The sequence below is a fragment of the Pseudomonas idahonensis genome (assembly GCF_037903935.1).
GTDB lineage: Bacteria > Pseudomonadota > Gammaproteobacteria > Pseudomonadales > Pseudomonadaceae > Aquipseudomonas > Aquipseudomonas danubii.
The window spans coordinates 4,391,181-4,413,908 of the sequence record NZ_CP149586.1 but is presented as its reverse complement, the minus strand read 5'-3'; the positions used below and the strand labels follow the sequence as shown (position 1 = coordinate 4,413,908).

Genomic DNA, 22,728 nt, shown 5'->3' with positions numbered 1-22,728 from the left:
GGTATGAGGTGAAGCTATGTTAAACCGCGAGCTCGAAGTCACCCTCAATCTCGCCTTCAAGGAGGCCCGTTCGAAGCGTCATGAATTCATGACCGTCGAGCACCTTCTGTTGGCTCTTTTGGATAATGAGGCCGCCGCCACCGTTTTACGTGCCTGCGGAGCAAACCTCGACAAACTCAAGCACGACCTGCAGGAGTTCATCGACTCCACCACGCCGCTGATTCCTGTGCACGACGAGGATCGCGAGACTCAGCCAACCCTGGGTTTCCAGCGTGTGCTGCAACGTGCTGTCTTTCATGTACAGAGCTCGGGCAAGCGTGAAGTCACCGGCGCCAATGTGCTGGTGGCAATCTTCAGTGAGCAAGAGAGTCAGGCCGTGTTCCTGCTGAAACAGCAGAGCGTTGCCCGTATCGATGTGGTCAATTACATCGCCCATGGCATTTCCAAGGTGCCTGGGCATGGTGATCATTCTGAAGGTGAACAGGATATGCAGGACGAAGAGGGTGGTGAGTCGTCTTCTTCGGGCAATCCTCTGGATGCCTATGCCAGCAACCTCAACGAATTGGCCCGTCAAGGGCGGATTGATCCGTTGGTGGGTCGCGAGCAGGAGGTCGAGCGCGTTGCGCAGATCCTCGCTCGTCGACGCAAGAACAATCCGTTGTTGGTGGGTGAGGCGGGTGTGGGCAAGACCGCCATTGCCGAAGGCTTGGCCAAGCGCATTGTCGACAATCAGGTTCCAGACCTGTTGGCCAACAGCGTTGTCTACTCCCTGGATCTCGGGGCGTTGCTGGCGGGTACCAAATACCGTGGCGACTTCGAGAAGCGCTTCAAGGCGTTGCTGGGCGAATTGAAGAAGCGTCCCCAGGCGATTCTGTTCATTGACGAGATTCATACCATCATCGGTGCCGGTGCGGCCTCCGGTGGGGTAATGGATGCCTCGAACCTGCTCAAGCCGCTGCTGTCCTCAGGTGATATCCGTTGCATCGGTTCGACCACCTTCCAGGAATTCCGTGGGATCTTCGAGAAGGACCGGGCCCTGGCTCGGCGCTTCCAGAAGGTCGATGTGTCCGAGCCTTCGGTCGAGGACACCATTGGCATCCTGCGCGGTCTCAAAGGTCGCTTCGAGCAGCATCACAGCATCGAATACAGTGATGAAGCCCTGCGTGCCGCGGCTGAACTGGCTTCGCGCTACATCAATGACCGGCATATGCCGGACAAGGCCATCGACGTCATCGACGAGGCGGGCGCCTACCAGCGTCTGCAGCCGGCCGAGAAGCGCGTGAAGCGCATCGAGGTGGCTCAGGTCGAGGATATCGTGGCGAAAATTGCCCGTATTCCGCCAAAACATGTCACCAGTTCCGACAAAGAGCTGCTGCGCAACCTTGAGCGCGATCTCAAGTTGACGGTGTTTGGCCAGGATGCGGCGATTGATTCGCTGTCTACCGCCATCAAGTTGTCCCGTGCGGGTCTGAAGTCTCCGGACAAGCCGGTGGGTTCGTTCCTGTTCGCCGGTCCTACCGGTGTCGGCAAGACCGAAGCGGCTCGGCAGTTGGCCAAGGCCATGGGTATCGAACTGGTGCGCTTCGACATGTCCGAGTACATGGAGCGGCACACCGTATCGCGCTTGATTGGTGCGCCTCCCGGCTATGTCGGTTTCGACCAGGGTGGCTTGCTGACCGAAGCGATCACCAAGCAGCCGCATTGCGTATTGCTGCTTGATGAAATCGAGAAGGCGCATCCGGAAGTCTTCAACCTGCTGCTGCAGGTGATGGATCACGGCACCCTGACCGACAACAACGGGCGCAAGGCGGATTTCCGCAATGTGATCGTCATCATGACCACCAACGCCGGTGCTGAAACCGCGGCGCGAGCTTCTATCGGCTTCACTCATCAGGATCACTCTTCCGATGCCATGGAAGTGATCAAGAAGAGCTTCACGCCGGAGTTCCGCAACCGTCTGGACACCATTATCCAGTTCGGTCGCCTGAGTCACGAAGTGATCAAGAGCGTGGTGGACAAGTTCCTTACCGAGCTTCAAGCGCAGTTGGAAGACAAGCGCGTACAGTTGGAAGTGACCGATGCCGCTCGCAGCTGGCTGGCCGCCGGTGGTTACGACGTGGCCATGGGTGCACGTCCGATGGCGCGTTTGATCCAGGACAAGATCAAGCGTCCCCTGGCCGAGGAGATCCTGTTTGGCGAATTGTCCGATCATGGCGGTGTGGTACACATCGACATCAAGGATGGCGAGTTGACCTTCGATTTCGAGACCACGGCGGAAATGGCTTGATGGCCGCGTAACGCAGCAGTACCGCCAAAGGCACCGGAGGGTGCCTTTGTGCTATCTGGGATTTGAACAGTTTTTTGCAGACGAACAAAAACGCCCGGCATAACCGGGCGTCTTGTATTGACTTGCTTAGCGAGCGCGGTAAGTGATGCGCCCTTTGCTCAAGTCATAGGGCGTCAGCTCGACGCGCACTTTGTCACCGGTAAGAATACGAATGTAGTTCTTGCGCATCTTGCCGGAAATATGCGCGGTTACGACGTGCCCATTTTCCAACTCCACACGAAACATGGTGTTGGGCAGGGTGTCGACGACAGTGCCTTCCATTTCGAAGCTGTCTTCTTTCGACATGCAGTAAAGCCCTCGGTGTCCAATGAATGGCCCGGTGCAACTGCGCCAGGCAAAAGCGGCGTGCATTGTGCCCGAAAAGTGGGGTTTAAGCCAAGACCTTCTAGTTGAGGATCACCCATCTCTGGTTAACCAGCAGCTCTATGGGGCGATATTGGGTCTTGTAGTTCATCTTTTTGCAGTTTTTGATCCAGTAGCCGAGGTACACCGCGTCCAGCCCCAGGCGCAGGGTTTCGCCGATTTGCCAGAGGATCGCGTAGCGCCCGAGGCTGCGGCGCTCTTCATCGGGTTCATAGAAGGTGTAGACCGCCGAAAGCCCGTTGGGCAATAGGTCGGTAACGGCCACCGCCAGCAGGCGCCCCTCCAGGCGGAACTCGTAGAAGCGGGAAAACGGCAGGTCACGCACCAGGAAGGTCGAGAACTGGTCGCGGCTGGGGGGGAACATGTCGCCGTCGGCGTGGCGTTGCTCGATGTAGCGTTGGTAAAGGTCGAAGTACTCTTCGCTGAAGCCAGGTTTGGCCGCTTGTACGCTCAGGTCGCTGTTGCGTTTGAGAATGCGTTTTTGCTGACGATTGGGTAGGAACTGCGCCACTGGAATGCGCGCCGGGACGCAAGCGTTGCAGTTTTGGCAGTGGGGGCGGTACAGGTGATCGCCGCTGCGACGAAACCCCATTTCCGACAGATCTGCGTAGACATGCACGTCCATGGGCTGGCTGGGATCGAGGAACAAGGTGGTGGCCTGTTCGTCGGGCAGGTAGCTGCAAGAATGGGGTTGAGTGGCATAAAACTTCAGGCGCGCCAACTCGGTCATGAGTCAACCCTCGGAATAAGCTTTGAAATTAAGTGTAAGCCACAGCCGTCAAACCCGCCTAGGAAACCCATATGGCGCGGCTCGGCTGATCCAGGTGACGCGCGAGGTAGTCGGCGAACTCGGGTCGGGAAATGGAGCGTGCACCCAGGCTGTGCAGATGCTCGGTAGGCATCTGGCAGTCGATCAATACAAATCCCCACTCCTTCAGATGCTGTACCAGAGTGGCGAATCCGAATTTCGAGGCGTTGTCGGCACGGCTGAACATCGATTCGCCAAAAAACAGTTGGCCCATGGCCAGGCCGTACAGCCCTCCCACCAACATGCCTTGATCCCAGACTTCCACCGAATGGGCATAGCCGCGCTGATGCAATTGCAAATAGGCCTGTTGCATCGCCTCGCTGATCCAGGTGCCGTCGGCATAAGCCCGAGGTGCTGCGCAGGCACTGATGACTGCGGCGAAGTCCTGGTCGAAAGTCACTTGATAGCGCTGTTTGCGCAACAGCTTGCCCAGGCTGCGGGAGACATGCAGCTCGTCCGGCAGTAGCACGGTGCGTGGGTCAGGGGACCACCAGAGGATCGGTTGACCCTCGGAAAACCAAGGGAAGCAGCCGTGACGATAGGCCTGAATCAGGCGATCGGCGGACAGATCACCGCCCGCAGCCAGCAGCCCGTTGGGCTCGCGCATGGCCTTTTCCAATGGGGGGAAATCAAGCTTGTTGCGTTGTAACCAGGTCAGCATGGCATCCAGACTTACGGCAGGGGAGGGCGGTGGCGGGCCGATGATGGCCCGCCACAAGCGTAGGGCGAGGGCTTAGTTGTCGTCGAGGAATTTTTCTGCATCCAGAGCTGCCATGCAGCCGGCACCGGCGGACGTAATGGCCTGGCGGTAGACGTGGTCGGCCACATCGCCGGCGGCGAATACTCCCGGGATGCCGGTGGCGGTGGCATTGCCTTCGCTGCCACCCTTGATCAGCAGGTAGCCGTCGCGCATCTCCAGTTGTCCCTGGAACAGCTCTGTATTGGGCTTGTGGCCGATGGCGATAAACACCCCAGCCAGTGCCAGATCCTTGGTTTCTCCGCTGTGGCTGTCCTTGAGGCGGGCGCCGGTCACGCCGCTGGCATCACCCAGCACCTCGTCCAGATGCTGGTTCCAATGCAGGCGGATATTGCCGTTGGTGGCCTTGTCGAACAGTTTGTCCTGGAGGATTTTCTCTGCGCGGAGCTTGTCGCGGCGGTGCACCAGGTGCACTTCCTTGGCGATGTTGGACAGGTACAGGGCCTCTTCCACGGCGGTATTGCCACCACCCACCACGGCCACCACCTGATTGCGATAGAAAAAGCCGTCGCAGGTGGCGCAGGCGGAAACCCCTTTGCCGGCAAACGCTTCTTCCGATGGCAGGCCCAAGTACTGCGCCGACGCGCCGGTGGCGATGATCAGCGCGTCGCAACTGTAGGTGCCGCTGTCGCCGATGAGGATAAACGGCCGTTGCTGCAACTGAGCGGTGTGGATGTGGTCATAGACGATCTGGGTGTCGAAGCGCTCCGCATGTTTCTGCATGCGCTCCATCAGCACCGGGCCGGTCAGGCCTTCGACGTCACCAGGCCAGTTGTCGACGTCGGTGGTGGTGGTCAGTTGGCCACCGGCTTGCAAGCCGGTGATCACTGTCGGTTTGAGGTTGGCACGCGCGGCATAAACGGCGGCGCTGTAACCGGCAGGGCCAGAGCCCAGAATGATCAGGCGTGAATGCTTCGCTTGGTTCATAAAAACACCTCATAAGCCTTTGTCACAAAAGAGAATGCATGCTCCAATTGAACAGTGCGTATTACGCAATTGGCTATGCTTAACAGACTGTTCTGACGTGGCATGGTGTGAACAAACCCGTACAATACGACGATGTACCAGGCTTATTCAGAATTGCACCGTTTCAGAAGCAAGGGGCAGAGTGTTAAAAGTAGCCCCAGTTACGCCGGTCAACTTTATTTACCTGCTCTGATTGAGCAGTATCTTGTAGTCAATCACCCGTTGGACGCGCTTATGGCGCAGGAAAAGACGCGTTTTGAAGAAATCCACCGCAGCACCTAAACCTGTTGTTCCGCTCTGGCGTCAGCAATTGCACTACCGGCTCAAGGAAGGTGCATTGATCGCCATTGGAGCCCTGTGCCTGTTCTTGATGATGGCACTTCTGACCTACGGTAAAGATGATCCGGGTTGGAGTCATAACAGCAAGATCGAAGATGTGCAGAACTTCGGCGGTCCCGCAGGCTCTTACAGCGCCGATATCCTGTTTATGGTGTTGGGTTACTTCGCCTATATCTTCCCGTTGCTGTTGGCGATCAAGACTTACCAGATCTTCCGCCAGCGCCATGAACCCTGGCAGTGGAGCGGCTGGCTGTTTTCCTGGCGGCTGATTGGCCTGGTGTTCCTGGTGCTGTCCGGCGCTGCCTTGGCACATATTCACTTCCATGCTGCCACGGGCCTGCCGGCCGGTGCCGGTGGTGCTCTGGGCGAGAGCCTGGGCGACCTGGCCAAGAATGCACTGAACGTGCAGGGCAGTACCCTGATGTTCATTGCCCTGTTCCTGTTCGGCCTGACGGTGTTCACCGACCTGTCGTGGTTCAAGGTGATGGACGTCACAGGCAAGATCACACTTGACCTGTTCGAACTGTTCCAGAGCGCCGCCAATCGTTGGTGGGATGCTCGCGTCGAGCGCAAGCAACTGGTGGCGCAATTGCGCGAAGTGGATGCCCGGGTCGATGAGGTGGTGTCCCCGAGCATTGCCGACAAGCGCGAGCAGGCCAAGGTCAAGGAGCGTCTTATCGAGCGCGAACAGGCCTTGAGCAAGCACATGTCCGACCGCGAGAAGCAGGTGCCACCGGTGATCACTCCAGTGGTCACCAAGGCGCCGGAGCCGAGCAAGCGCGTGCAGAAAGAGAAGCAGGCACCGCTGTTCGTCGACAGCGCGGTGGAAGGCACCTTGCCGCCGATCTCGATCCTCGATCCGGCGGAAAAGAAACAGCTCAATTACTCCCCCGAATCCCTGGCGGCCGTCGGCCATCTGCTGGAAATCAAGCTCAAGGAGTTCGGCGTCGAAGTTGCGGTGGATTCCATCCATCCCGGCCCAGTGATTACCCGTTACGAAATCCAGCCGGCGGCTGGGGTCAAGGTCAGCCGTATCGCCAACCTGGCCAAGGACCTGGCGCGTTCCCTGGCGGTGACCAGTGTGCGCGTGGTGGAAGTGATTCCCGGCAAGACCACCGTGGGCATCGAGATCCCCAACGAAGACCGGCAGATCGTGCGCTTCTCCGAAGTGCTCTCGACCCCGGAATACGACAACTTCAAATCCCCGGTCACCCTGGCCCTGGGTCACGACATCGGCGGCAAGCCGATCATCACCGACCTGGCGAAAATGCCTCACCTGCTGGTGGCCGGTACCACCGGTTCCGGTAAGTCGGTGGGGGTCAACGCGATGATCCTGTCGATCCTGTTCAAGTCCGGCCCGGAAGACGCCAAGCTGATCATGATCGACCCGAAGATGCTCGAGCTGTCGATCTACGAAGGCATTCCGCACCTGCTGTGCCCGGTGGTCACCGACATGAAGGACGCGGCCAACGCCCTGCGTTGGAGCGTGGCGGAGATGGAGCGCCGCTACAAGCTCATGGCCAAGATGGGCGTGCGCAACCTCTCGGGCTTCAACGCCAAGGTCAAGGAAGCCATTGAAGCCGGTACGCCGCTGGCTGACCCGCTGTACAACCGCGAAAGCATCCACGACGAAGCGCCGCTGCTGACCAAGTTGCCGACCATCGTGGTGGTGGTGGACGAATTTGCCGACATGATGATGATCGTCGGCAAGAAGGTCGAAGAACTGATCGCTCGTATCGCTCAGAAGGCCCGTGCTGCCGGTATCCACCTGATTCTCGCGACCCAGCGGCCGTCGGTGGACGTGATCACTGGCCTGATCAAGGCCAACATCCCGACCCGCATGGCGTTCCAGGTGTCGAGCAAGATCGACTCGCGGACCATCATCGACCAGGGCGGCGCCGAACAACTGCTGGGCCACGGTGACATGCTCTACATGCCGCCGGGCACCAGCCTGCCGATTCGCGTCCACGGCGCCTTCGTCTCCGACGATGAAGTGCACCGCGTGGTGGAGGCCTGGAAACTGCGCGGCGCGCCGGAATACAACGACGACATCCTCAACGGTGTCGAAGAGGCGGGCAGCGGTTTCGAAGGCAGTAGCGGCGGTGGCGACGGCGATGATCCGGAAGCCGACGCGCTCTACGACGAAGCCGTGCAGTTCGTCCTGGAAAGCCGCCGGGCCTCGATCTCGGCGGTACAGCGCAAGCTGAAGATTGGCTACAACCGCGCTGCCCGAATGATCGAGGCCATGGAAATGGCCGGGGTGGTGACGGCGATGAACACCAACGGCTCCCGCGAAGTGCTGGCGCCGGGCCCGATGCGCGACTGATCCCTGTTTCGTTTTCAGCGGCGTGAGGCCACGCCGCTCGCATACCCATCCAATTTATGAGGAATTCCATGCGCCTGATTCGCATGTTGCTGCTGCCGGTACTGGCTGTGACCTCCCTGTCGGCCCACGCCGACCCCAAAGATGTGGCCCGCCTGACCCAGTTGCTGGAAAAGTCCCAGACCCTGACCGCGCGTTTTTCCCAGCTGACCCTGGACGGCAGCGGCACCCAGTTGCAGGAAACCGCCGGCGAGATGTCCCTGCAGCGCCCAGGCCTGTTCTACTGGCACACCGATGCGCCACAAGAACAGTTGATGGTTTCCGATGGCCAGAAAGTTTCCCTGTGGGACCCGGACCTGGAGCAGGTGACCATCAAGAAGCTCGACCAGCGCCTGACCCAGACCCCAGCCTTGCTGCTGTCCGGTGACGTGTCGAAGATCAGCGAAAGCTTTGACATCACCTCCAAGGAGGCCGGTGGCGTGATGGACTTCACCCTCAAGCCGAAAACCCGCGACACCCTGTTCGACAGCCTGCGCCTGTCGTTTCGCAACGGCATGATCAACGACATGCAGTTGATCGACAGCGTCGGCCAGCGCACCAATATCCTGTTCACCGGGGTCAAGGCCAACGAAGCGATCCCGGCGTCCAAGTTCAAGTTCGACATCCCCAAGGGTGCCGATGTGATCCAAGAGTAAGCAGCCGCAACCGCAAGGTTTCGAAGGTAGTCCATGGACCTGTTTCGTAGTGCCCCGATCGCCCAGCCACTGGCCGCACGCTTGCGTGCGACCAACCTGGACGAGTACGTCGGTCAGCAGCACCTGCTGGCTCGGGGCAAGCCGCTGCGTGAGGCCTTGGAGCAGGGTGCCCTGCATTCGATGATCTTCTGGGGCCCTCCGGGAGTGGGTAAGACCACCCTGGCGCGGCTGCTGGCGGAAGTCTCGGATGCCCACTTCGAAACCGTCTCGGCGGTGCTGGCCGGGGTCAAGGAGATCCGCCAGGCGGTGGAAATCGCCAAGCAGCAGGCCGGGCAATACGGGCGGCGGACCATCCTTTTCGTCGATGAAGTGCATCGTTTCAACAAGTCCCAGCAGGATGCCTTCCTGCCCTACGTGGAAGACGGCACGCTGATCTTTATCGGTGCCACCACGGAAAACCCGTCCTTCGAACTCAACAACGCCTTGCTCTCCCGGGCCCGGGTCTATGTGCTCAAGAGCCTGGATGAAGCGGCCCTGGGCACCCTGGTACAGCGCGCCCTGACCGAAGAACGCGGTCTGGGCAAGCGCCAGTTGCGCCTGAGCGACGAAGGTTTCCAGATGCTGCTGTCGGCGGCCGATGGCGATGGCCGGCGCATGCTCAATCTGCTGGAGAACGCCTCGGACCTGGCCGAAGACGGCGGCGAGATCAGTGTCGATCTGTTGCAAAGCCTGTTAGGGGATACCCGCCGCCGTTTCGACAAGGGCGGCGAGGCGTTCTATGACCAGATTTCCGCGTTGCACAAATCCGTGCGCGGCTCCAACCCCGACGGCGCCCTGTATTGGTTTGCACGCATGCTTGATGGCGGTTGCGACCCGCTGTACCTGGCCCGGCGCGTGGTGCGCATGGCCAGCGAAGACATCGGCAACGCCGACCCGCGGGCGCTGAGCCTGTGCCTGGCGGCCTGGGATGTGCAGGAGCGCCTGGGCAGCCCCGAAGGCGAGCTGGCGGTGGCCCAGGCCATTACCTACCTGGCCTGCGCGCCGAAAAGCAACGCCGTGTACATGGGCTTCAAGGCCGCCATGCGCGCCGCTGCCGAGCACGGTTCCCTGGAAGTGCCGATCCATCTGCGCAACGCCCCGACCAAGCTGATGAAGCAGTTGGGTTACGGCGACGAGTACCGCTACGCCCACGACGAGCCGGATGCCTACGCCGCCGGTGAAGATTACTTTCCCGAAGAACTCGAACCCTTGCCGCTCTACCAGCCGGTGCCCCGTGGCCTGGAACTGAAGATCGGCGAGAAGCTCAAGCACCTGGCCGCCCTGGACCGGGCCAGCCCCCTGCAGCGGAGAAAACCTTGATCCCCCTGATCCTCGCAGTTTCCGCCGGCGGCGTGGCCGGTACCCTGTTGCGCTTCACCACGGGCAACTGGATCAACGCCAATTGGCCGCGGCACTTCTATACCGCGACGCTGGCCGTTAATATCGTGGGCTGCCTGCTGATCGGCGTGTTGTACGGACTGTTCCTGGTCCGTCCGGAAGTGCCGATCGAAGTGCGTGCCGGTTTGATAGTGGGCTTCCTCGGTGGCCTGACGACTTTTTCATCCTTTTCACTGGATACCGTGCGTCTGCTGGAAAGCGGACAAGTGGCGCTGGCCCTGGGCTATGCGGCACTGAGCGTATTCGGCGGGCTGCTTGCTACCTGGGCCGGCCTGTCCTTGACCAAACTTTGATAAACGAGAGAACGACATGCTCGATTCCAAACTGTTACGTAGCAACCTCCAGGACGTAGCGGATCGTCTGGCATCCCGGGGCTTTGCCCTGGATGTGGCACGCATCGAAGCGCTGGAAGAACAGCGCAAGACCGTGCAGACCCGCACCGAGCAACTGCAGGCTGAACGTAACGCGCGCTCCAAGTCCATCGGCCAGGCCAAGCAACGCGGCGAAGACATCGCCCCGCTGATGGCCGACGTTGAGCGCATGGGGAACGAGCTGAGCACCGGCAAGGTGGAGCTGGAAAACATCCAGAGCGAACTGGATTCGATCCTGTTCGGCATTCCCAACCTGCCTCACGAATCGGTGCCGGTCGGCGAAGACGAAGACGGCAACGTTGAAGTGCGCCGCTGGGGCACCCCGACCACCTTCGACTTCCCGATCAAGGACCACGTGGCCCTGGGCGAAACCCACGGCTGGCTGGATTTTGAAACCGCGGCCAAGCTGTCCGGCGCGCGCTTCGCCCTGTTGCGCGGCCCTATCGCCCGTCTGCACCGCGCCCTGGCGCAGTTCATGATCAACCTGCACACCGGCGAGCACGGCTACGAAGAGGCCTACACCCCGTATCTGGTGCAGGCTCCGGCCCTGGTGGGCACCAGCCAGTTGCCGAAGTTCGAGGAAGACCTGTTCAAGATCACTCGCGAAGGCGAAGCCGATCTGTACCTGATCCCGACCGCCGAAGTGTCGCTGACCAACATCGTGGCCGGTGAGATCCTCGATCCGAAGCAACTGCCGCTGAAGTTCGTCGCCCACACCCCGTGCTTCCGCAGTGAAGCCGGTGCTTCGGGCCGCGACACCCGCGGCATGATCCGCCAGCACCAGTTCGACAAGGTCGAGATGGTCCAGGTGGTCGAGCCGTCGACTTCGATGGAAGCCCTGGAAGGCCTGACCGCCAACGCCGAAAAGGTCCTGCAACTGCTGCAACTGCCGTACCGCGTACTGGCCCTGTGCACTGGCGATATGGGCTTCAGCGCGGTCAAGACCTACGACCTGGAAGTCTGGGTGCCGAGCCAGGACAAGTACCGCGAGATCTCCTCGTGCTCCAACTGCGGCGACTTCCAGGCCCGGCGCATGCAGGCACGCTTCCGCAACCCGGAAACCGGCAAGCCGGAGCTGGTGCACACCCTCAACGGTTCCGGCCTGGCCGTGGGCCGCACCCTGGTGGCGGTGCTGGAGAACTACCAGCAGGCCGACGGCTCGATCCGTGTGCCGGACGTGCTGAAGCCTTACATGGGCGGCCTTGAGGTCATCGGCTAAATGGAATATCTGCCGCTGTTTCACAACCTTCGCGGCAGTCGTGTGTTGGTGGTCGGTGGAGGGGAGATTGCCTTGCGCAAATCCCGTCTGCTGGCCGATGCCGGTGCGCAGCTGCGAGTGGTCGCACCTGAAATAGAAGCGCAATTGCAGGAACTGATCGTCGCCAGCGGCGGTGAGTCCCTGCTGCGCGGGTATGTCGAGGCCGACCTCGACGGCTGCACCCTGATCATCGCCGCCACCGACGACGAATCCCTCAATGCCCAGGTTTCCGCCGATGCCCATCGGCGTTGCGTCCCGGTCAATGTGGTGGACGCGCCGGCCCTGTGCAGCGTGATCTTTCCCGCTATCGTCGACCGTTCGCCGCTGGTCATCGCGGTCTCCAGCGGCGGCGATGCACCGGTGCTGGCGCGGTTGATCCGGGCCAAGCTGGAAACCTGGATTCCTTCCACCTACGGCCAATTGGCCGGGTTGGCGGCGCGTTTTCGGGCCCAGGTCAAAGGCCTGTTTCCGGATGTGCAGCAGCGCCGTGCGTTCTGGGAGGACGTATTCCAGGGTCCTATCGCCGATCGCCAACTGGCGGGGCAGGGTGCGGAAGCCGAACGTCTGTTGCAGGCCAAGATTGCCGGCAAGGCGCCCCATGCGCCGGGCGAGGTGTATCTGGTGGGTGCGGGCCCGGGTGATCCGGACCTGCTGACCTTTCGCGCCCTGCGCCTGATGCAACAGGCCGACGTGGTGCTCTACGACCGTCTGGTGGCACCGGCGATTCTCGACCTGTGCCGCCGCGATGCCGAGCGCATCTACGTTGGCAAGCGCCGCGCCAATCATGCCGTGCCTCAGGAGCAGATCAACCAGCAACTGGTGAACCTGGCCCGGCAAGGCAAGCGCGTGGTGCGGCTCAAGGGTGGCGATCCATTCATCTTTGGTCGTGGCGGCGAAGAGATCGAAGAACTGGCGGCCCACGGCATTCCATTCCAGGTGGTGCCGGGGATTACCGCGGCCAGTGGTTGCTCGGCCTATGCCGGGATTCCCCTGACTCACCGCGACTACGCGCAGTCGGTGCGCTTCGTCACCGGTCACCTCAAGGACGGCACCAGCAACCTGCCTTGGAGCGACCTGGTGGCACCGGCCCAGACCCTGGTGTTCTACATGGGCCTGGTGGGTTTGCCGACCATCTGCGAGCAACTGATCAAGCACGGGCGCAGCGCCGACACGCCGGCGGCCCTGGTTCAGCAGGGCACCACCAGCAACCAGCGAGTCTTCACCGGCACCCTGGCCAACCTGCCGACGCTGGTGGCGGAGCACGAAGTGCACGCGCCGACCCTTGTGATCGTTGGCGAAGTGGTCCAGCTACGCGAGAAGCTGGCCTGGTTCGAAGGCGCTCAGTCCGAGGTCTGAAAAGCTTCGCCGGCAAGCCGGCTCCTACACATCCCACCGTTGTAGGAGCTGGCTTGCCAGCGAAAGCGTTCTCAACCCCTGCACCAAACCCCTTGTCCGCTCAACCGTTGCCGATCATGTGCGCTGCTGAAGTCCTGTAACGGCCCCTTTGGCACGATCCCGGTCGGATTGATGGTGCTATGGCTGGCGTAGTAGTGCCCCTTGATATGGGCAAAATTCACCGTCTCGGCAATCCCCGGCCACTGGTAAAACTCCCGCAGCCAGTTCGACAGGTTCGGGTAATCGGCAATCCGCCGCAGGTTGCACTTGAAGTGGCCGTGGTACACCGCATCGAAACGGATCAGCGTGGTGAACAGCCGCACATCGGCTTCGGTCAGGTACTCGCCGGCCAAGTAGCGCTGCTTGTCCAGCAACGCCTCCAAGGCGTCCAGCTCGGCAAAGACATCATCGAATGCCGTCTCATAGGCTTGTTGTGAAGTGGCAAACCCGGCGCGGTACACGCCGTTGTTCAGCGCGGGGTAGATGCGTGCGTTGAGTTCATCGATGCGTGCGCGCAATGGCTGCGGATAAAAATCCAGGTCATTGCCGGTCAGGCCGTCAAAGGCGCTGTTGAACATGCGGATGATCTCCGCCGATTCGTTGCTGACGATGCGCTGTTGCTGCTTGTCCCACAGCACCGGCACGGTGACGCGACCGGTGTAGTCGGCGCTGTCGGCGGTATAACGCTGGTGCATGAAGTCGAAGTGATCCAGAGCATCACCGCTGGAGCCGAAGGCGCTGTCGAAGGTCCAGCCGTTCTCGCGCATCAGCCAACTGACCACCGAGACGTCGATCAGCGGTTCCAGGCCCTTGAGTTTGCGCAGGATCAGCGTGCGGTGGGCCCAGGGGCAGGCCAACGATACATAAAGGTGGTAGCGCCCGGCCTCGGCGGCAAAGCCGCCTTCGCCACTGGGGCCGGGACTGCCATCGGCGGTCACCCAGTGGCGGCGTTGCGCCTGTTCCCGTTGGAAGGCGCCGTCCTTGCCGCTTTCGTACCACTGGTCATGCCAGCGTCCATCGATCAGCAGTCCCATTGAATGCTCCTCAGCTATTTCGCGTTGGAGTGCAGTCTATGCCGCTGGGTTCGAACAAAAAGCGCAAAGCGTGGGCGGTTTTGATCGATTAAATCGATCTGTCCCGGGCATCCCAATACTGCTGGGCCAGCGCGAAGGCCTGCTCCCGCGGCGTGCCCAAACCGCGCAAGGCCAGGGCCATGGTCGCCAGTAGGGCCAGTTGCGGGTAACTGTCTTCAACATCACCGCGCCACAGCGCCAGGAGGTGCTCGGGTTCCAGGCTGGCCGGCTTCACATGGCGTTGTGCCGACAATGCCGGCCACTCTTCGTCCCAGCTGACGCCACCGGTGCTGCCGTACAGATGGCTGGTGGTATCCGGGTTGATCTCGATCTCGCCGCCGTCGCCCTTGATCACGATGACGTTGTCCCCCAGCAGGCCGCTGGCATCGCGGTGCACTGCCTGGTAGCCGGGGTGGAAGATGCTCTGCAGGCCGCAACGGGCGCCCAGGGGATTGAGAATGCGCGCCAGGGAATGGATCGGTGAGCGCAGGCCGAGGATGTTGCGCAAATCGATCATCCGTTGCAGCTGGGGCGCCCAGTCGCCTAGCGGCATGAAGGCCAGGTTGCCCTGGTCCAGTGCCTGGCTGACCGATGACCAGTCACGGCACAGGGGGATCCCCAGGGGCTCCAGCAACTGTTCGGTGTACAGGCGCCCGGCGGTGTGGGCGCCGCCGCCGTGCAGCAGGATGCGCACGCCGTTCTGCGCCAGGCACTTGGCCGCCAGCAGGTACCAGGGCAGGTGGCGCTTTTTGCCGGCGTAGGTCGGCCAGTCGAGGTCCAGGGCAATGGCCGGGGTGTTGAGGCGTTCGCGCAAGGCCTCGGTGAAGCCCGCCAGCTCTTCCGGGCTTTCTTCCTTGTGCCGCAGCAGCATGAGGAAGGCGCCGAGCTGAGTGTCCTCGACCTTGCCGTCCAGCAGCATGCCCATGGCTTCCCGGGCTTCTTCGCGGGTCAGGTTGCGCGCGCCGCGCTTGCCCTTGCCCAGAATGCGCACGAACTGGGCGAACGGGTGCTCTTGCGGGGTCTGGGTGATCAGGGGGGCGAAATCGTTCATAGGCAATTGGTCGGCTTCGGCAGGCCCGCCAGCTTGGCGGCAAGTTTGGCGGGAGTGCCTTTGAACAGACGGTTCAGGTGCAGGCTGTTGCCCTTGTCCGGGCCCAGCTTGAGGGCGGTGTACTTGATCAGCGGGCGGGTGGCCGGCGACAACTGGAACTCCTTGTAGAAGCCCTGCAGCAGTTCGAGGATTTCCCAATGCTCCGCGCTCAGCTCCAGCTCTTCGTTGGCGGCCAGGGCTTGGGCCACGTCGGCGGACCAGTCGTCGAGGTTGACCAGGTAACCGTCCTTGTCCAGTTCGATGGCGCGAGCGCCCACAGTCAGGGTACTCATAGCCAGGTGTTGACCTTGTCATGCTCAATCGACAGCTCGACGAAGCCCGGGTAATCCACCGCACGGGCCCAGGTCGGCAGCTCCAGGCCCCGGGCTTGCAAGTCCTCTTCCAGCACATACAGCTTCAAGCCGCTGCGGGCGCCCAGTTCGCCGTAAAGAGTGGTGCCCGGCTGCAGGGCATAGGCGGCATCACCGCACAGCAGCAGGCCATCGGCGCTGCCCAGCAGACGCAGGCAACTGCTCAGGCGGGTGTCGGTGAAGGGCGAGTGGGACAACACGTGCAAGGTCGACATCAGAGGGTAATCACCTGGTCAAAACGGTCGATGATCCCGGCCAGTTCCGGGGCGTTGAGCAGCTGTACCGCGTCAAGGCTCAAGGTTGCCGGGTCCAGGCCACGAGCAGCTAGGCTGGCGCTGCAGGCAAACAGTTCGTCGACGCCGAACAGCGCCAGTGCCTGCAGGTTGGCGCTCAAGTCCTTTTGCCGTAGCAAGGAAGCCTTTTGCCCCGGCGCCAGTTGCAGCACGCCATCGTCGAGAAACAGCAGGCCGATCGGCAGGTCGAAGGCGCCGCCGGCCAGGACGATATCCAGGGCCTCCCGGGCACCAGGGCCGGACCAGGGCGCCTGACGGCTGATCAACAACAGGGATTTGGCCATCTCACGCCCCTCCAAAACAGATCAGGCGGTCGGCGGCCTGTACCGCGTCATGCAATTGCCCGAGCCCCGACAGCTCCCACGGCGCCTCGACGCTCACCGCCGTGCGCTGATAGCGCTGGGCTTCGTCGGCATTCAACACACCCCGACGCAGGGCCGCGGCGATGCACACCACGCCATCGAGCTGATGCTGCTCGACAAATTCGCGCCATTCCCGGGGCAGGTCCTGTTCGTCCTGGGGCGTGACGATGCTGTTGGCGGCGTTGTAGACGCCGTCCTGGTAGAAAAACAGCCGGACAATCTCATGCCCGCCTGCCAGCGCCGCCTGGGCGAACAGCAGGGCGCGGCGCGAGGACGGCGCGTGAGCGGCGGAGAACAGGGCGATGGCGAACTTCATGACGGACTCGATGGATAAAACTGCGGCCATGATAAAGCTTTCTCCGTGGATCGGCTAAACCCCTTTCGCCCCGAAGGCTCTGGCTCCGGGAGCCCAGGACATATCGGGTAAAGCTTTGCCCGGGCCCTGAAGCGGCAACCAGGGATAGACTCGCGCCTTCATTCAACCTAGGACAAGGAGCAAGGGATGATGGATTTGAATTCGGCGGTGGTGGTGATCACCGGTGCCGGTCGTGGTTTGGGCGCGGCACTGGCCATCAGTCTGGCGGACCTGGGCTGCAAGCTGATTCTCTGTGGGCGCAATGCCGAGGCCCTGGCGCAGGTGAGTGCGGCCATTGAGACGCGCACCGGCCAGGCTGCCGATTGTGTGGTGGTGGATCTGGCCAGCAGCGATAGCGTCAAGGCGGCCCTGGCGGAGATTCATGTGCGCCAGCCCCAGGTGGACATTCTGATCAATAACGGCGCCATGTGGTTGGAGGCCAGCGAGCAGCCCCACAGCGCGGCCGAAGTCACCGGAGTGATCGATGCGGCCCTGACGGGCACCTTCCTCCTGACCCAGGGCCTGATGCCGGCGCTCAAGGCCTCCACGCGTCCGGACATCGTCACCATCGGCTCCATCAGCGGCTTGCCCAATGCACCCCTGCACAGCGTGTCGCTGCCGTTCTACGCGGCCAAGCACGGGCAACTGGCCCTGGCCGACGGTCTGCGCCAGGTGCTCAAGGGCACGCCGGTGCGCTCGCTGTGTGTGCATCCGCCGTATCTGGAGGACATTTCGCCGCTGGACCCGGCCTGGCAGCAGGTTCCGGCACGACAGAAGGGCGAGCAGGGCACCAACCGCGACGTGGTGGAAGCGGTGGTCTTCGCCCTGACCCGGCCGCGGCACATCAGCCTGTCATCTATCGTCATCGATACCGACAGCGGCGGTCTGTTCGACTGATGGAAGTACAGGTCAGCGGGTCTTGTAGCCCAGTTGCCAGCGGCGCGGAATCTTCAATGACGCCACCCCTAGCAACGCTGCAAACAACCCGCTGACATACAGCGCCTTGAGCCCCAGGTGTTGTTCCAGCAGGGCACCCAGCACCGCTCCGGCGAACATCCCGCTCCAAGGCACCAGTTGCACTCGCCAGCCGTTGCGCCGATCACCGAGCATCCAACGCCCCAGCCCACGGCCAAAGCGCGACAGGGCCCCGGTGACATAGGTCAGGCCAATGGGCAGGCCGTTCACTTCCTCCACTGCCGCATTGAGCATGCCCATGGCGATAATGGCCGCCAGCAGGGCCGGCAGATGCTGCTCGAAGGGCCAGGCGGCGGACGCGCAGAGCAATGCGCCGATGCTTAGCAGCAAGGGCAGGGCGCGGTGCCCGGCCAGGCGGCTGACCACCACGCCCAGGGCGTTGCCGACGATAAAGGTCGCCACCAACAGCAGCAGGCGCAGCACCAGGCCCAGCTCGCCATCGCTGATGGCCACCGCCATGCGCGTGGTGTTGCCGCTCATGAAAGACACGAAATCGCCAGTGGCCATGAAGCCGATGGCGTCGGTCATGCCAGCCAGCACCGAAAGGCAAGCCACCAGCCCGAGGCCGACCCGCCCGCGCCATTTCTGCGTGTGCTGCAGGGCGGCGCTGGCCGATTGGGTGGAAGTCGAAGGCAACATCGTCGGTTCTCCTGAACAGGGACTACGGGGGACGCGTGCGGGTCAAGGTTGTGGATCGAGAGGATGCAGGGCGCAGTATTCATCCCACGGCATGCCGGCCATTTCCGCCACTTCCCTGTGCACTTCAAGGCGCTGGGCGTGGAATTCCTCGGGGCTGGCGGCGGTCAGTTGCAGGCTCAACTCCCAGGCGAACAGCCCCAGGCGCTCGGCTTCGGCTTCAAAGGCTTCATGCAGGCGTTCGTTGCGGTACTGCTCGGGCGTCTCGCCCTTGACCTGGGCCTCCAGCGGATTGAGCTTGTCCAGGGCTTCGCGCAGTTCGGGGCGGGCGGCGAGAAATCTTTCCAAGGCTATTTCGTGGTGCAGGGCATCGGCGGGCATCGGGGCTCCTTGAGGGGAACGGGCAGTCTTCAGGCATCAAGCCCGGGACAGGGGATGTTCTGGCATTTCACTGCGTATCTGCTGCAGATCCTTGTGCGGGATCACGTAGGTGCGGGCGAGCATATCGCCTATTCGCTGGCAGCGGCTTGATTCCGCACAGGCCATCAGCGGGACAAAGGCAAACGCGGCCTCCAGATGGCGGGTGGCGCTTCTGATCAGTACCTGGATCAGCGTCGGCGGCGTCCCGGCGGCGTTGATCACCACCAGGCCCAGGGCGCACTTGCCGGGCGTGCGGCCCTTGAAGAAATACTCCCAGGCCACGAAGTACAAGGGCCAGACCAGCATGAACAGCATTGAATGGAGGTAGGGCTCCAGCCCCGTCTGTTGCTCGAGGTCGAGCAAGCGTCTGACCGGCTGCAACGCCAGCACCCCGTGCAGGCTCAGCGACAGGAGCACATACACCGCCAGCGCCAGCACCTGGTCGAGCATGAAGGCGGCGGCGCGGCGCAGGATCAGTTGGGTTCTTGAGACTTCCATGGTCGATTCCAGACTTTTTTCCATCATATCGGGCGCAGTGTAATCCCCGCAGGGCGGGGTGTAGCAGTGGTTTTGACGGGGGCCTACTGCACCCGCACCGAGTCAGCTGACCACGGGCTGTTCGCGACCCATCTCGCTGCGCAACTGGGCAATCAGGTGCAGGCAGTGGGTGAGCCCCGGCGACGGCTCGCCGACCCGGCGGCTGAGGATGATCGGCGAAGTGGCCTCGGGTTCCTGCAGCGGGCAAAAACCGATGTCGTCGCGATGCAGCACCTGCACCGAGGCCGGCACCAGGGTGATGCCGATGCCGGCGCCCACCAGGCCGATGGCGGTCTGCAATTCGTTGGTCCACTGGGCGATCTTCAGGTTCAGGCCGCGGGCACTGAACAGCGCGATCACATGGTCGGCGTAGCTCGGCCGCGGATTGGCCGGATACAGCACGAAGGGCTCGTTGGCCAGTTGCTCAAGGCTCACCTCTTGTCCCAGCAAGGGATGGCCGGCGGGCAGGGCGACCACCAGCCGATCCTCGGTCAGCACCCTCTGCACGATGGCCGGGTCGTCGATATGGATCCGCCCGAAGCCGATATCGATGCGCCCCGCCTTCAAGGCTTCCACCTGTTGCAGGGTGGTCATTTCCGACAATCCCAGTTCCAGCTCCAGGGTTTCGTTGCTGCGCAGGCGGCGGATCAGTTGCGGCAGCACGCCGTACAGGGTCGAGGGGGCAAAACCGATGCCCAGCCAGGTCTTGTGGCCCAGGCCAATGCGCCGGGTGTTGTCGCAGACCTTGCCCAACTGCTCCAGCACCCGGTTGGAATGTTCATAGAAAAACCGCCCGGCGGCGGTCAGGCGCAGCGGTCGGCTGCGTTCCAGTAACAGCACCCCCAACTCGTCCTCCAACTGCTGGATCTGCCGGCTCAAGGGCGGCTGGGCGATGTGCAGGCGTTCGGCGGCGCGGGTGAAATTGAGGGTTTCCCCCAGCACCTGGAAGTAGCGCAGATGACGCAATTCCATGACAGCTCCCCTGTAGAGAAATACATACCTTTAAGGTATCAAGCCAGACCAATTCTATATTGGAACCCCGTAAAAAGCCGGGACAGAATCGAGCGCAGAACTTCAAGAACCTGACGGGTATGGACATGCACGCTTCTGCCATTGAATCGATCGAAACGATCATCGTCGATCTGCCGACCATTCGCCCCCACAAGCTGGCCATGCACACCATGCAGAACCAGACCCTGGTGCTGATCCGCCTGCGCTGCGCCGACGGCATCGAAGGCCTGGGGGAATCCACCACCATCGGTGGCCTGGCCTATGGCAACGAAAGCCCGGACAGCATCAAGACCAATATCGACCGCTTCTTCACCCCGCTGCTGATCGGCCAGGACGCCAGCAACATCAACGCCGCCATGCTGCGCCTGGAGCAGAGCATCCGCGGCAACACCTTCGCCAAGTCCGGCATCGAAAGCGCCTTGCTCGACGCCCAGGGCAAGCGCCTCGGCCTGCCGGTCAGCGAACTGCTGGGCGGCCGGGTACGCGATGCGCTGCCCGTGGCCTGGACCCTGGCCAGCGGCGACACGGCCAAGGACATCGCCGAAGCCGAGAAGATGCTCGACCTGCGCCGCCACCGGATCTTCAAGCTGAAGATCGGCGCCGGTGAAGTGGACCGCGACCTGGCCCACGTGATCGCTATCAAGAAGGCCCTGGGCGATCGCGCCAGCGTACGGGTCGACGTCAACCAGGCCTGGGACGAAGCCGTGGCCCTGCGCGCCTGCCGCATCCTCGGCGGCAACGGCATCGACCTGATCGAACAACCGATTTCCCGCAACAACCGCGCCGGCATGGTGCGCCTGAATGCCAGCAGCCCGGCGCCGATCATGGCCGATGAATCCATCGAATGCGTGGAAGACGCCTTCAACCTGGCCCGGGAAGGCGCGGCGTCGGTGTTCGCCCTGAAGATCGCCAAGAACGGCGGCCCCCGCGCCACCCTGCGCACCGCGGCGATTGCCGAGGCAGCGGGCATCGGCCTGTACGGCGGCACCATGCTCGAAGGCGGCATCGGCACCCTGGCCTCGGCCCACGCCTTCCTGACCTTGAACAAACTGAGCTGGGACACCGAGCTGTTCGGCCCGCTGCTGCTGACCGAGGACATCCTCGCCGAGGCGCCGGTGTACCGGGATTTCCACCTGCATGTCTCAAGGGCACCGGGCCTTGGCCTGAGCCTGGACGAAGAGCGCCTGGCGTTCTTCCGTCGCGACAAAACCACCCCCGTGCTGCATCACACCTGAGGAGGGCTGCATGCTATTCCACGTGAAAATGACCGTGAACCTGCCGGTCGACATGAACCCCGAGCGCGCCGCGCAACTGAAAGCCGAGGAAAAGGCCCTGGCCCAGCGCCTGCAGGCCGAAGGCAAGTGGCGTCACCTGTGGCGCATCGCCGGGCTGTACGCCAACTACAGCGTGTTCGACGTCGACAGCGTGCAGGAACTGCACGACACCCTGATGCAATTGCCGCTGTACCCGTACATGGCCATCGAAGTTAACGCCCTGTGCAGGCATCCTTCGTCCATTCATGAGGATGACCGCTGAGTTCGCATCAGCCCGTTCACCACTCTAATAAATACAAGATGAGGATTAATCATGAACGTCAGAATTTCCCAGACTGCCAGCGCCCAACGCTTTCTTGAAGAAGCCAGCGGCCAGTTCACCGAAGGCGGCAACCCTCGGGCCAAGGCCATCGTCTACCGCATCCTGCGGGACACCGTGAACATCATCGAAGACCTGAACGTCACCCCGGAAGAATTCTGGAAAGCCGTCAACTACCTCAACGTCCTCGGCGCCCGCCAGGAAGCCGGCCTGCTGGCCGCGGGCCTGGGCCTGGAACACTACCTGGACCTGCTGATGGACGCCGCCGACGAACAGGCCGGCAAGACCGGCGGCACCCCGCGCACCATCGAAGGCCCGCTGTACGTGGCCGGCGCGCCCCTGAGCCAGGGTGAAGCGCGCCTGGACGACGGCCTCGACCCGGGTGTGGTGCTGTTCATGCAAGGGCAGGTGACCAACACCGCCGGCCAGCCCCTGGCCGGCGCCATCGTCGATGTCTGGCACGCCAACACAGGCGGCACCTATTCCTACTTCGACGGCAGCCAGTCGGAATTCAACCTGCGCCGGCGCATCGTCACCGACGCCGAGGGCCGCTACCGTTTTCGCAGCATCGTGCCGTCCGGCTACGGCTGCCCGCCAGAAGGCCCGACTCAGCAACTGCTGGATCAACTGGGGCGTCACGGCCAGCGCCCGGCGCACATCCACTTCTTCATCTCGGCCGATGACCATCGCCACCTGACCACCCAGATCAACCTGGACGGCGATCCGTACCTGCACGACGACTTCGCCTATGCCACCCGCGACGAACTGATCGCCAAGATCACCTTCAGCGAAGACCAGGCCCGGGCCAAGGAACTGGGCGTGAGTGGCCGCTTCGCGGAAATTCACTTCGACTTCACCCTGCAGTCTTCGGCCCAGCCGCAAGAGCAGCAGCGCCACGAACGGGTGCGTGCCCTGGAGGCCTGACCCCAGCACGGCAAGACCGAGCCACGGAC

The 22,728-nt window shown here is 62.3% G+C and carries 25 protein-coding genes; 11 read left to right on the top strand and 14 right to left on the bottom strand.

The window, feature by feature from the left end:
- Nucleotides 1-16: 16 nt before the first annotated feature.
- Complete coding sequence (gene clpA, locus WIN67_RS19895; RefSeq protein WP_102864729.1) at nucleotides 17-2,287, top strand: ATP-dependent Clp protease ATP-binding subunit ClpA; 2,271 nt, start codon at nucleotides 17-19, stop codon at nucleotides 2,285-2,287.
- A 126-nt stretch (nucleotides 2,288-2,413) separates the two neighbouring features.
- On the opposite strand, the gene infA is transcribed toward clpA, so the two are convergent.
- From infA to trxB, 4 genes are all read right to left on the bottom strand, one after another.
- Nucleotides 2,414-2,632 (bottom strand): translation initiation factor IF-1, encoded by a 219-nt coding sequence (gene infA / locus WIN67_RS19890; protein ID WP_002553999.1) that lies wholly within the window; start codon nucleotides 2,630-2,632, stop codon nucleotides 2,414-2,416.
- Between the two features lie 100 nt (nucleotides 2,633-2,732).
- The gene (locus tag WIN67_RS19885) at nucleotides 2,733-3,440 is read right to left on the bottom strand and encodes an arginyltransferase (RefSeq protein ID WP_102864730.1); all 708 of its coding nucleotides are present in this window, start codon (nucleotides 3,438-3,440) and stop codon (nucleotides 2,733-2,735) included.
- A 58-nt stretch (nucleotides 3,441-3,498) separates the two neighbouring features.
- Nucleotides 3,499-4,179, bottom strand: coding sequence for a leucyl/phenylalanyl-tRNA--protein transferase (aat, locus tag WIN67_RS19880; RefSeq protein WP_102881783.1), 681 nt, complete (start codon nucleotides 4,177-4,179; stop codon nucleotides 3,499-3,501).
- 72 nt (nucleotides 4,180-4,251) lie between these two features.
- Nucleotides 4,252-5,202: a thioredoxin-disulfide reductase gene (gene trxB, locus WIN67_RS19875; protein ID WP_102881782.1), complete on the bottom strand. Its 951-nt coding sequence runs from the start codon at nucleotides 5,200-5,202 to the stop codon at nucleotides 4,252-4,254.
- Between the two features lie 295 nt (nucleotides 5,203-5,497).
- Between trxB and WIN67_RS19870 the strand changes: the two genes are divergently transcribed.
- The 6 genes from WIN67_RS19870 to cysG all read left to right on the top strand — a co-directional run bounded on the left by WIN67_RS19870 (nucleotide 5,498) and on the right by cysG (nucleotide 13,020).
- Nucleotides 5,498-7,906 (top strand): DNA translocase FtsK, encoded by a 2,409-nt coding sequence (locus tag WIN67_RS19870; RefSeq protein ID WP_339069928.1) that lies wholly within the window; start codon nucleotides 5,498-5,500, stop codon nucleotides 7,904-7,906.
- 68 nt (nucleotides 7,907-7,974) lie between these two features.
- The gene (lolA, locus tag WIN67_RS19865) at nucleotides 7,975-8,598 is read left to right on the top strand and encodes an outer membrane lipoprotein chaperone LolA (RefSeq protein ID WP_102881780.1); all 624 of its coding nucleotides are present in this window, start codon (nucleotides 7,975-7,977) and stop codon (nucleotides 8,596-8,598) included.
- Nucleotides 8,599-8,631: 33 nt separating this feature from the next.
- The gene (locus WIN67_RS19860) at nucleotides 8,632-9,957 is read left to right on the top strand and encodes a replication-associated recombination protein A (protein ID WP_110596121.1); all 1,326 of its coding nucleotides are present in this window, start codon (nucleotides 8,632-8,634) and stop codon (nucleotides 9,955-9,957) included.
- Nucleotides 9,954-10,328, top strand: coding sequence for a fluoride efflux transporter CrcB (gene crcB / locus WIN67_RS19855; RefSeq protein ID WP_041119048.1), 375 nt, complete (start codon nucleotides 9,954-9,956; stop codon nucleotides 10,326-10,328). Before WIN67_RS19860 ends, crcB begins: the two co-directional genes overlap by 4 nt.
- A gap of 16 nt (nucleotides 10,329-10,344) precedes the next feature.
- Nucleotides 10,345-11,625 (top strand): serine--tRNA ligase, encoded by a 1,281-nt coding sequence (serS, locus tag WIN67_RS19850; RefSeq protein WP_102881778.1) that lies wholly within the window; start codon nucleotides 10,345-10,347, stop codon nucleotides 11,623-11,625.
- Nucleotides 11,626-13,020 (top strand): siroheme synthase CysG, encoded by a 1,395-nt coding sequence (cysG, locus tag WIN67_RS19845; protein ID WP_102881777.1) that lies wholly within the window; start codon nucleotides 11,626-11,628, stop codon nucleotides 13,018-13,020.
- A 71-nt stretch (nucleotides 13,021-13,091) separates the two neighbouring features.
- On the opposite strand, the gene WIN67_RS19840 is transcribed toward cysG, so the two are convergent.
- From WIN67_RS19840 to tusD, 6 genes are all read right to left on the bottom strand, one after another.
- Entirely contained in the window at nucleotides 13,092-14,093 is a 1,002-nt protein-coding gene (locus tag WIN67_RS19840) for a glutathione S-transferase family protein (protein WP_339069927.1), read from the bottom strand.
- Nucleotides 14,094-14,181: 88 nt separating this feature from the next.
- A complete protein-coding gene (locus WIN67_RS19835) occupies nucleotides 14,182-15,183 on the bottom strand; it encodes a glycosyl transferase family protein (protein WP_339069926.1) in 1,002 nt (333 codons plus the stop codon).
- The gene (locus WIN67_RS19830) at nucleotides 15,180-15,515 is read right to left on the bottom strand and encodes a TusE/DsrC/DsvC family sulfur relay protein (RefSeq protein ID WP_016966956.1); all 336 of its coding nucleotides are present in this window, start codon (nucleotides 15,513-15,515) and stop codon (nucleotides 15,180-15,182) included. Before WIN67_RS19830 ends, WIN67_RS19835 begins: the two co-directional genes overlap by 4 nt.
- A complete protein-coding gene (gene tusB / locus WIN67_RS19825; protein ID WP_115580489.1) occupies nucleotides 15,512-15,808 on the bottom strand; it encodes a sulfurtransferase complex subunit TusB in 297 nt (98 codons plus the stop codon). Before tusB ends, WIN67_RS19830 begins: the two co-directional genes overlap by 4 nt.
- Entirely contained in the window at nucleotides 15,808-16,170 is a 363-nt protein-coding gene (gene tusC / locus WIN67_RS19820) for a sulfurtransferase complex subunit TusC (RefSeq protein ID WP_123394599.1), read from the bottom strand. Before tusC ends, tusB begins: the two co-directional genes overlap by 1 nt.
- Nucleotide 16,171: 1 nt before the next feature.
- On the bottom strand, nucleotides 16,172-16,564 hold the full coding sequence (gene tusD / locus WIN67_RS19815) for a sulfurtransferase complex subunit TusD (RefSeq protein ID WP_339071729.1): 393 nt from the start codon (nucleotides 16,562-16,564) through the stop codon (nucleotides 16,172-16,174).
- A 186-nt stretch (nucleotides 16,565-16,750) separates the two neighbouring features.
- On the opposite strand from tusD, the gene WIN67_RS19810 reads away from it, so the two are divergent.
- On the top strand, nucleotides 16,751-17,500 hold the full coding sequence (locus WIN67_RS19810) for an SDR family oxidoreductase (RefSeq protein ID WP_339069925.1): 750 nt from the start codon (nucleotides 16,751-16,753) through the stop codon (nucleotides 17,498-17,500).
- A gap of 12 nt (nucleotides 17,501-17,512) precedes the next feature.
- Here the strand turns inward: WIN67_RS19810 and WIN67_RS19805 are convergent, their stop codons facing one another.
- From WIN67_RS19805 to WIN67_RS19790, 4 genes are all read right to left on the bottom strand, one after another.
- Nucleotides 17,513-18,217 carry a YoaK family protein gene (locus WIN67_RS19805; RefSeq protein ID WP_110596117.1) on the bottom strand — a complete coding sequence of 235 codons (705 nt, stop codon included), beginning with the start codon at nucleotides 18,215-18,217 and terminating at the stop codon, nucleotides 17,513-17,515.
- A gap of 42 nt (nucleotides 18,218-18,259) precedes the next feature.
- Nucleotides 18,260-18,595 (bottom strand): DUF6388 family protein, encoded by a 336-nt coding sequence (locus tag WIN67_RS19800; protein ID WP_110596116.1) that lies wholly within the window; start codon nucleotides 18,593-18,595, stop codon nucleotides 18,260-18,262.
- 36 nt (nucleotides 18,596-18,631) lie between these two features.
- Complete coding sequence (locus tag WIN67_RS19795; protein WP_123394596.1) at nucleotides 18,632-19,132, bottom strand: RDD family protein; 501 nt, start codon at nucleotides 19,130-19,132, stop codon at nucleotides 18,632-18,634.
- 102 nt (nucleotides 19,133-19,234) lie between these two features.
- Nucleotides 19,235-20,143, bottom strand: a complete 909-nt coding sequence (locus WIN67_RS19790; RefSeq protein WP_253085147.1) for a LysR family transcriptional regulator — start codon at nucleotides 20,141-20,143, stop codon at nucleotides 19,235-19,237.
- Between the two features lie 125 nt (nucleotides 20,144-20,268).
- Between WIN67_RS19790 and WIN67_RS19785 the strand changes: the two genes are divergently transcribed.
- The 3 genes from WIN67_RS19785 to catA are packed head-to-tail and all read left to right on the top strand — an operon-like array spanning nucleotide 20,269 to nucleotide 22,699.
- On the top strand, nucleotides 20,269-21,417 hold the full coding sequence (locus tag WIN67_RS19785) for a muconate cycloisomerase family protein (RefSeq protein WP_180988469.1): 1,149 nt from the start codon (nucleotides 20,269-20,271) through the stop codon (nucleotides 21,415-21,417).
- Nucleotides 21,418-21,427: 10 nt separating this feature from the next.
- A complete protein-coding gene (catC, locus tag WIN67_RS19780) occupies nucleotides 21,428-21,718 on the top strand; it encodes a muconolactone Delta-isomerase (protein WP_016966965.1) in 291 nt (96 codons plus the stop codon).
- Between the two features lie 51 nt (nucleotides 21,719-21,769).
- Nucleotides 21,770-22,699, top strand: a complete 930-nt coding sequence (gene catA, locus WIN67_RS19775; protein WP_306382975.1) for a catechol 1,2-dioxygenase — start codon at nucleotides 21,770-21,772, stop codon at nucleotides 22,697-22,699.
- Nucleotides 22,700-22,728 lie beyond the last annotated feature (29 nt).

Excerpts from the sequence above, each read along its gene's own strand:
- WIN67_RS19795 (WP_123394596.1), bottom strand. The coding sequence starts at position 19,132 with ATGGAAGTCTCAAGAACCCAACTGATCCTGCGCCGCGCCGCCGCCTTC.
- WIN67_RS19785 (WP_180988469.1), top strand. The coding sequence starts at position 20,269 with ATGCACGCTTCTGCCATTGAATCGATCGAAACGATCATCGTCGATCTG.
- trxB (WP_102881782.1), bottom strand. The coding sequence starts at position 5,202 with ATGAACCAAGCGAAGCATTCACGCCTGATCATTCTGGGCTCTGGCCCT.
- cysG (WP_102881777.1), top strand. The coding sequence starts at position 11,626 with ATGGAATATCTGCCGCTGTTTCACAACCTTCGCGGCAGTCGTGTGTTG.
- WIN67_RS19810 (WP_339069925.1), top strand. The coding sequence starts at position 16,751 with ATGATGGATTTGAATTCGGCGGTGGTGGTGATCACCGGTGCCGGTCGT.
- aat (WP_102881783.1), bottom strand. The coding sequence starts at position 4,179 with ATGCTGACCTGGTTACAACGCAACAAGCTTGATTTCCCCCCATTGGAA.
- WIN67_RS19835 (WP_339069926.1), bottom strand. The coding sequence starts at position 15,183 with ATGAACGATTTCGCCCCCCTGATCACCCAGACCCCGCAAGAGCACCCG.
- lolA (WP_102881780.1), top strand. The coding sequence starts at position 7,975 with ATGCGCCTGATTCGCATGTTGCTGCTGCCGGTACTGGCTGTGACCTCC.
- WIN67_RS19840 (WP_339069927.1), bottom strand. The coding sequence starts at position 14,093 with ATGGGACTGCTGATCGATGGACGCTGGCATGACCAGTGGTACGAAAGC.
- infA (WP_002553999.1), bottom strand. The coding sequence starts at position 2,632 with ATGTCGAAAGAAGACAGCTTCGAAATGGAAGGCACTGTCGTCGACACC.
- clpA (WP_102864729.1), top strand. The coding sequence starts at position 17 with ATGTTAAACCGCGAGCTCGAAGTCACCCTCAATCTCGCCTTCAAGGAG.
- WIN67_RS19860 (WP_110596121.1), top strand. The coding sequence starts at position 8,632 with ATGGACCTGTTTCGTAGTGCCCCGATCGCCCAGCCACTGGCCGCACGC.
- tusD (WP_339071729.1), bottom strand. The coding sequence starts at position 16,564 with ATGAAGTTCGCCATCGCCCTGTTCTCCGCCGCTCACGCGCCGTCCTCG.
- WIN67_RS19885 (WP_102864730.1), bottom strand. The coding sequence starts at position 3,440 with ATGACCGAGTTGGCGCGCCTGAAGTTTTATGCCACTCAACCCCATTCT.
- catA (WP_306382975.1), top strand. The coding sequence starts at position 21,770 with ATGAACGTCAGAATTTCCCAGACTGCCAGCGCCCAACGCTTTCTTGAA.
- tusC (WP_123394599.1), bottom strand. The coding sequence starts at position 16,170 with ATGGCCAAATCCCTGTTGTTGATCAGCCGTCAGGCGCCCTGGTCCGGC.
- catC (WP_016966965.1), top strand. The coding sequence starts at position 21,428 with ATGCTATTCCACGTGAAAATGACCGTGAACCTGCCGGTCGACATGAAC.
- WIN67_RS19805 (WP_110596117.1), bottom strand. The coding sequence starts at position 18,217 with ATGTTGCCTTCGACTTCCACCCAATCGGCCAGCGCCGCCCTGCAGCAC.
- WIN67_RS19790 (WP_253085147.1), bottom strand. The coding sequence starts at position 20,143 with ATGGAATTGCGTCATCTGCGCTACTTCCAGGTGCTGGGGGAAACCCTC.
- WIN67_RS19830 (WP_016966956.1), bottom strand. The coding sequence starts at position 15,515 with ATGAGTACCCTGACTGTGGGCGCTCGCGCCATCGAACTGGACAAGGAC.
- serS (WP_102881778.1), top strand. The coding sequence starts at position 10,345 with ATGCTCGATTCCAAACTGTTACGTAGCAACCTCCAGGACGTAGCGGAT.
- WIN67_RS19800 (WP_110596116.1), bottom strand. The coding sequence starts at position 18,595 with ATGCCCGCCGATGCCCTGCACCACGAAATAGCCTTGGAAAGATTTCTC.
- tusB (WP_115580489.1), bottom strand. The coding sequence starts at position 15,808 with ATGTCGACCTTGCACGTGTTGTCCCACTCGCCCTTCACCGACACCCGC.